A 6,483-nucleotide genomic window follows, 5' to 3' on the forward strand; every position below is an offset into this window, starting at 1 on the left:
CGTCGACATGGGGATGGTGCTGACAGCGCTGAAGCATGACCTGCTTGAAAAAATCGATTACAGCCAGTTTGACAAGAAACTCCATGAACAAGTAGTTAAGGGAACCTTCACGCCTTATGCCGCAGGAACCATGTTTTTTTCCACGGTCATGGCCTATAGAACGGATGTCTTTCCAGACGAGCATCCGAGAACGTGGGCAGAATTCTGGGACGTGAAGCGTTTTCCGGGGCCCCGTTGCTTGATGTCTGGAGTCGGAACCGGCCCTGACTTGGAGTTTGCCGTGTTGGCTGCCGGAGTTCCGATCGACAAGATCTATCCAATAGACCTGGATCTGGCCTTCAAAATGTTTACAAAGATCAGACCCTATGTAGTGAAGTGGTGGGATTCAGGTGCCATCCCACCTCAGCTTCTGGTCGATAAGGAGGTGGTTCTTACCAGTTCTTACCACGGGCGAATCATAAAAATCATGGATGAGGGGGCACCGGTCGCGATCGAGTGGAATCAGGGCGAACTCACGGGCGAGTACTGGTCGATCCTGAAGGGCACGAAGAACTACAAGAGTGCCCTGAAGTTCATCGAATTTGCGACTCAAGCTAGAAACCAGGCAAATTTTGTGAAGTATTATGCTGCTGGCCCGGTGAATCAAAAGGCGTTTGATTTCATAAGCCCCGAACGAGCTAGGACCCTCTGCACGGCTCCTGAGAACGTGAAGGGACAATTTGTCCGGAACGGCAAATGGTGGGGCGAGAACCGGGAGCGTGTGACCGAGGCTTGGCATGAATGGGCGGTTCAAGATTAGTCGAATCTGAGAGCGTAGGGGGGGCGTCCGCCCCCCCGCCGCGGATGGTGCTGACCGTTGGCTGACACGCAAGGCAACAGGTTGAATAATCAACATGGCCGAGGGAGAGCTGACAAGGCTCGTCTTTCCAAATACCGTAAGTTGGCTTTGGAGATCCTCCCCTTCCTGGCATTCCTTTTGGTCTTCTATCTTTTCCCTCTACTAAGGTTGATCAAATTCAGTTTCTTTGATCCAGGATTCACCCTTAAACATTACGTGCATGTTTACAAGGTACCATGCTATCTAAGAGTCTTGTGGACGACCTTGAAGATCAGTCTGATTGTCACGGCAAGTTGCCTCGTCCTTGGTTATCCCCTTGCCTACTTCCTGGTTCATTTGAGGGAGCGAACGCGAAACATCCTTTTCATATTCGTCATTATGCCTTTTTTTACAAGTTTCCTTGTTCGTACCTACGCTTGGATGGCATTGCTGGGAAGAAACGGCGTTATCAACAACCTGCTACGGGCAATGGGAGTGATTACCGTACCGTTGAAACTCATGCACAATATGTTCGGTGTCAATGTGGGAATGACCCATGTCCTCTTGCCTTTCATGATCTTGCCCTTATACAGTGTTATGAAAGGAATCGACCGAAATCTCATAAAAGCCGCGCAGAATCTGGGGGCCACCCCGTATCAGAGTTTCTGGAAGGTTTTCTTCCCCTTGAGCCTGCCTGGAATGGGGGCGGGAATCATTCTCGTATTCATTCTCTCCATAGGGTTCTATATCACGCCGTCCCTGCTGGGTGGCCTCAAGGAGACAATGCTCTCCCAGCTGATCTACAACACGGTGAATGATCTTCTGAACTGGGGCTTTGCTTCTGTCCTTGCCCTTATTTTGATTGTCACGGTTTTGATCATTCTTGGTATCTTCAACCGATTTCTGAGCCTGGATAAAATTTGGGGAAGCTGAAGTCGATTGTCGGAAAAGACCATGAAAGAAAAGAAATTCTCCTCTGTGCCATACAAGATAGGCAAACCTCTGTTTTATGCATACTGCATCTCGACTTTGTTCTTCTTAATCATGCCTCTGTTCATCGTCCTTCCTATCTCTTTCAGCAGTTCGAGATATCTCGAGTTCCCTCCCGCGGGATTTTCGTTGAAATGGTACGATAATTACTTCAGCAGCCGAAGCTGGTTATCTGCCACCCGTGTGAGCCTGGAAGTTGCCGGTATCGTGACCGTCCTCGCCAGCATTTTCGGAACGCTTGCCTCTTTTGCTTTTGTCAGAATGCAATTTCGCGGGAAAGGGGCCGTGTATTCCTTCATGATATCTCCAATGATGGTTCCCCTTATCATTATCGCCATATGCATCTACTTTCTCTTCGCGCATCTCCACCTGATTGGAACGGTGACCGGGCTCGTGATCGCCCATACGATTCTGGCAACTCCTTTTGTCATCGTTAATGTGTCGGCGACCTTGAAAGGCCTCGATTTGTCCTATGAGCGGGCTGCCATGAATCTCGGAGCAACGCCCTTCAAATCATTCTGGTACGTTGTTTTCCCTATGATCAGACCCGGGATCCTCTCAGGTGCTATCTTTGCTTTTGCCACATCTTTTGACGAGCTGGTGATCGCTCTTTTCATATCAGGCAGCACCGCTGTCACGCTTCCAAGAATGATGTGGGACGGCATCCGAATGGAGATCAATCCCACAATAGCTGCCGTTTCCAGCCTCTTGATCGGAATTTCAGCCACGTTTCTCATCGTTCTTGAACTGACCAGAAAGAGGAATCAACCTTCAAGAACCTAGGAAATACTGTAAGCGCCACACAGCCTCGGTACTCGATGCATATCCTAGGTAGGCCGAGACCCTTCGATAGTTCAAATCAGTTGATGTGTGGCCTGTTCCGGTGCAAAATCGAATAATCAGCCCGCATTGTCTGCCTGTATCCCAGAAGCCTTATTCTGCAAAGAGTTTTTGGAGAGGAAGAAATACACTCTGCTTTTTGCTGTATTTCAGATTGTGCTTTAATTACAGCTTATTGGATCCATTTCCCAAAAGTGATGAACAAAGGGGGTTAGATTTCTGTTTCCTCCACGACATCCGGGTTTTTCAAAAACCCTCCATCGATTGAATCGAGCTTGAATTCCACTTTTCGGCCAGGCAGTGGCATCGAGTGCGGTCCTTTCAATCCGGACTGTCAATTGCTGTAAAGTAATGCAAGTACCCAAAAAGAGAAAGATTTTTGCAAGCTTTTTTCTTGACACGACCTCTCGATCTGCTACAATGCATACATCGATAAGGCCACACCGCCCGTGAGGGTGGGACGGAAAGCCACGGGTCTGTGAGTAGACAGCATCCGGGCGCAGACCATCTAGACAGATAGCCGGGTTGCCGAAGAGGTGGCCCGGCTGTTTTGGTTTGAGGAGGGAGGGAGTTCAAATGAAGAGAACGACTCTTCTCGTTTGGGTGAGCGGTATACTGCCGGTTTGGCTTTCGGTAGTGTTGAAAGGAGGCAGGGCTGCGGCGAATGGCATGCTGAAGGATCATCGGGTTGCGTTATTCGTTGGACTTGCCGGTTTTCTGTTCATGTCTCCAGCGGCGTTCGGTGCCACCTACTATGTGCCCGATGAGACCAACGGGATCGAGTTTATCCAGGACGGCCTAGACCGGGCAAGGAGCGGAGACACGGTCATCGTTCGTGACGGGGCATACGGGCACCTGTGGGACGTCAACCTCGACTTCAAGGGCAAGGCGGTAACCCTACGTTCCGAGAACGGACCGGAGAACTGCGTGATTGATTGCCATTGGCAGGTCTCGTGGGAAGGGGAAGCCAGAGCCTTTTGGTTCCACACCAGCGAGACTTCGAGTTCAGTCGTGGATGGCTTCACGATCGTCAACGGTTCCACATCCGGCCCCGGCGGAGCCATTGCCTGTGACGGTGCCTCCCCCACAATCAGAAACTGTATCATCAGGGATAACTCCACTGAGGACCGTGGAGGGGCTATCTGGTGCTCCCATTCGATACCGAGCATTACCGACTGCATCATCAGCGGCAACGCAGCTGGTACCAGTGGCGGTGCCGTTTACTGCGAATCCAATTCATCGGCCCTTCTTGTGAACTGCACCATAAGCGAGAACACGGCACAGTACTATGGTGGAGGGATATACTGCATCGACTCGCGATTCACCATGATCAACTGCACCGTCGGCGGGAACAGGGCCGACCGCGCAGGGGGGGCTGTGCGGTGCTACAACGACTCGTATGCGGCGATAACCAGCTGTGTTTTCTGGGGTAATTCGGCCGTGTCGGGGCCGGAGATAACCCTCGAATTGCGTTCTTCTGCCACGGTTCAGTACAGCGACGTTGAAGGGGGAGAAGGGGGAGTCGAGGTTGGACCCGGGTGTACTTTGAACTGGCTATTGGGCAACATCGATGGCGATCCTCGTTTCGTAGGCCAGGGCAACTACCACCTGACTGCAGCCTCCCCCTGTATCGACACCGGCATCAACACCGGCGTATTGATCGACATTGACGGTCAGCAGCGCCCCTGGCCGTCAGGTGGAGTTTATGACATGGGTTCCGATGAATTCACCGTCCGATACTATTATGTTCCAGATGATTTCGCAACGATCCAGGACGCACTAGACACAGCAGCTGACGGCAGCGTCATCACAGTACGGGATGGTACATACACGGGTTCGAGGAACAAGGATCTTGACTACAAGGGAAAGGCGATAACCCTGCGTTCGGAGAGCGGCCCGAGACACTGCGCTATTGACTGCGAGGGTGAAGGCAGGGGGTTTTACTTCCACAGCCGTGAGACAGCGTACACGGTTTTGGACGGCTTCACCATAATCCGGGGGGCCCCACGCCATGGGACGGTTCGGTACGGCGGCGGGATCTTATGCGAGGGTTCCTCTCCGGCCATTGCCAACTGCATCATCGTGGCCAACTCGGCGGAAGACTTCGGTGGCGGGATCTATTGCTCCGACTCCTCCCCGATCATCACCGACTCCATCATGAGTAGAAACTCGGCTGGTTTTGATGGTGGCGGTGTTTACTGTCGGCAATCCGCGCCGCGTATCAGCAAATGCGTGATAAGCGAAAACTCAGGTGTGAGGTGCGGGGGCATTTACTGCTACGGATATCCTTCGCCGGCCATAGAGAACTGCATCATAACCGGCAATTCAGCCGATGATCATGGTGGTGGGATCTTTTGCTCCCGCGGTGTTATAAACATCTTCAACTGCACCATCATCGAAAACACCGCTAACCATTGCGGGGGAGCGATTTGTGGCTACAGCTACGCCCGGCCGACCATACACAACAGCATCCTGTGGGGTGACTCGGCCAGTGTGGGGCCCGAGATGACGCTTACTAAGAATTCTTCTTGCACAATCAGCCACAGCAATGTGGAAGGGGGAGCATCGGCTGTCGATGTGTGGTCTGGGTGCGTGCTTGACTGGGGTGAGGGCAACATCGAAGTCGATCCCCTCTTTGTGGGAGGAGGTGATTACCATCTGACGTCCTCTTCTCCCTGCATAGATACAGGCACCCACGGCGTCGCCCTGCCACATGGAGACTTCGAAGGCCAACCGCGTATCGCCGATGGTGACCGTGACGGCATCGCCACGGTGGACATGGGGGCCGATGAATACTTCCTTCCTCCCATCCCGTGGGCCAGAGCCTACGGTGGGGCTGCCCGTCACTGGGCTCGTTCGGTCCGCCTGGCCGTGGACGGTGGCTACGTCGTGGCAGGCGGGACATCTCCGTCTGGAGCCGGTGATAACGACCTCTGGGTCCTGAAGCTCAACTCCACCGGCGCCGTCGCGTGGCAGAAGGCCTTTGGCGGGAGCGGGGATGAATGGGCGTATTGCATCCAGCAGACCGAAGACGGTGGCTACATCACGGCAGGTTATACCGATTCTCTTGGTGAGGGGAGCTATGATATCTGGTTGTTGAAGCTCAACCCCGAGGGAGCCGTTGACTGGCAGAAGACATACGGCGGAATTGGTTACGACCGGGCATTTTGCATCCGCCAGACCTCAGATGCCGGCTATATTGTCGCGGGTTTCACGACCTCTTTCGGGGCCGGAAGTACCGACCTGTGGGTGTTGAAGCTGGACCCGGATGGGACAGTCCTCTGGCAAAACACCTACGGTGGGAGCAAGAGCGAATGGGCCTATTCCGTGGAGGAGACCTTGGATGGTGGGTATGTCGTAGCTGGGTGGACGTCGTCCTTTGGGGGTATGTCGTAGCTGGGTGGACGTCGTCCTTTGGTGCTGGTGAGGACGACGTGTGGATCCTGAAGCTCGACTCGGGGGGCAGTGTTGTCTGGCAAAAGACCTACGGCGGTACTGGTGGGGACGCTGCCCAATCCGTCCAGCAGACAGTGGATGGTGGATACATCGTGGCCGGCTGGAGTGACTCCTCAGGTGCCGGCGGCAGAGACGCCTGGGTCCTGAAGCTCAACTCCACCGGCGCGGTCGCGTGGCAGGGTACCTATGGCGGCGGTGCGGATGACCTGGCCTATTGCATCCAGCAGACCCCGGAGGGCGGGTACGTGGTGGCAGGAGAGACTGCGTCCTTTGGCGCGGGCCCAACCGCCGCCTGGGTGTCGAAGCTCGATGGTAATGGGGAAATTCCCGATTGCGGTGCCATGGGGACGAGCGTGGCGACTGTGAGCAGCACGTCAGTG

General features: G+C 53.9%; 5 protein-coding genes and 1 riboswitch. All 5 genes read left to right on the top strand.

The genetic code is table 11. The annotated features are described in order from the left end of the window. Positions 1 to 799 (top strand): extracellular solute-binding protein (locus JRJ26_19955; GenBank protein MBW2059765.1); only part of this gene is annotated, 799 nt, incomplete at its 5' end. Positions 800 to 940: 141 nt separating this feature from the next. Continuing rightward, complete coding sequence (locus tag JRJ26_19960; GenBank protein ID MBW2059766.1) at positions 941 to 1,750, top strand: ABC transporter permease; 810 nt, start codon at positions 941 to 943, stop codon at positions 1,748 to 1,750. 21 nt (positions 1,751 to 1,771) lie between these two features. Beyond that, entirely contained in the window at positions 1,772 to 2,590 is an 819-nt protein-coding gene (locus JRJ26_19965; protein MBW2059767.1) for an ABC transporter permease, read from the top strand. Positions 2,591 to 3,074: 484 nt separating this feature from the next. Then, positions 3,075 to 3,180, top strand: a riboswitch (cyclic di-GMP riboswitch). Between the two features lie 43 nt (positions 3,181 to 3,223). Further along, entirely contained in the window at positions 3,224 to 6,043 is a 2,820-nt protein-coding gene (locus tag JRJ26_19970) for a hypothetical protein (protein MBW2059768.1), read from the top strand. Between the two features lie 134 nt (positions 6,044 to 6,177). Beyond that, positions 6,178 to 6,483, top strand: a 306-nt coding sequence (locus JRJ26_19975) for a hypothetical protein (protein ID MBW2059769.1), incomplete at its 3' end; no start/stop codon positions are given.

Source organism: Deltaproteobacteria bacterium (assembly GCA_019308905.1).
Lineage (GTDB): Bacteria > Desulfobacterota > BSN033 > WVXP01 > WVXP01 > JAFDHF01.

Coding starts and splice junctions, on each gene's coding strand:
- JRJ26_19965 (MBW2059767.1), top strand. CDS start 1,772: ATGAAAGAAAAGAAATTCTCCTCTGTGCCATACAAGATAGGCAAACCT.
- JRJ26_19970 (MBW2059768.1), top strand. CDS start 3,224: ATGAAGAGAACGACTCTTCTCGTTTGGGTGAGCGGTATACTGCCGGTT.